Origin of the sequence: Xanthomonas sp. SHU 308 (genome assembly GCF_000364645.1) — a bacterium.
In the GTDB taxonomy this organism is placed as follows: Bacteria; Pseudomonadota; Gammaproteobacteria; order Xanthomonadales; family Xanthomonadaceae; genus Xanthomonas_A; species Xanthomonas_A sontii.
Window position 1 is genome coordinate 1 of the sequence record NZ_AQOK01000863.1, and the last position, 373, is coordinate 373.

General features: G+C 76.1%; 1 protein-coding gene. It reads left to right on the forward strand.

Going from position 1 to position 373, the window contains the following annotated elements; genetic code table 11:
• Positions 1–373 (forward strand): histidine kinase dimerization/phospho-acceptor domain-containing protein (locus D588_RS25915; protein ID WP_043086899.1); only part of this gene is annotated, 373 nt, incomplete at both ends.

Consider the following 373-nt stretch of genomic DNA (forward strand, 5'->3'; position numbering starts at 1 on the left):
CTCGAGATTCGCGAGGTCGCCGCGCTGGCGCAAGCGCTCACCGCGGCCAGCGCCGACGTGCGCCACGCCGCGGCCGAGCGTGCGCTGCTGCTGGCCGGCATCTCCCACGACCTGCGCACCCCGCTGACCCGGCTGCAGTACGCGCTGGCGCTGCTGCCGCAGGTGGAGCCGGAACTGCGCGAAGGCATGGAGCGCGACATCGGCGAGATCGACGCGATCCTGGCGCAGTTCATCGCCTACGCCCGCGACGGCCGCGACGAACCTGCCGTCGCCCTCGACCTGGCCGACCTCTGCCGGCAGGCGCTGGGCGCGGCGCAGCCCGGCTGGGAGGCCGTCCTGCCCGCGCAGGCACCGCTGCACGGGCGGCCGCTGG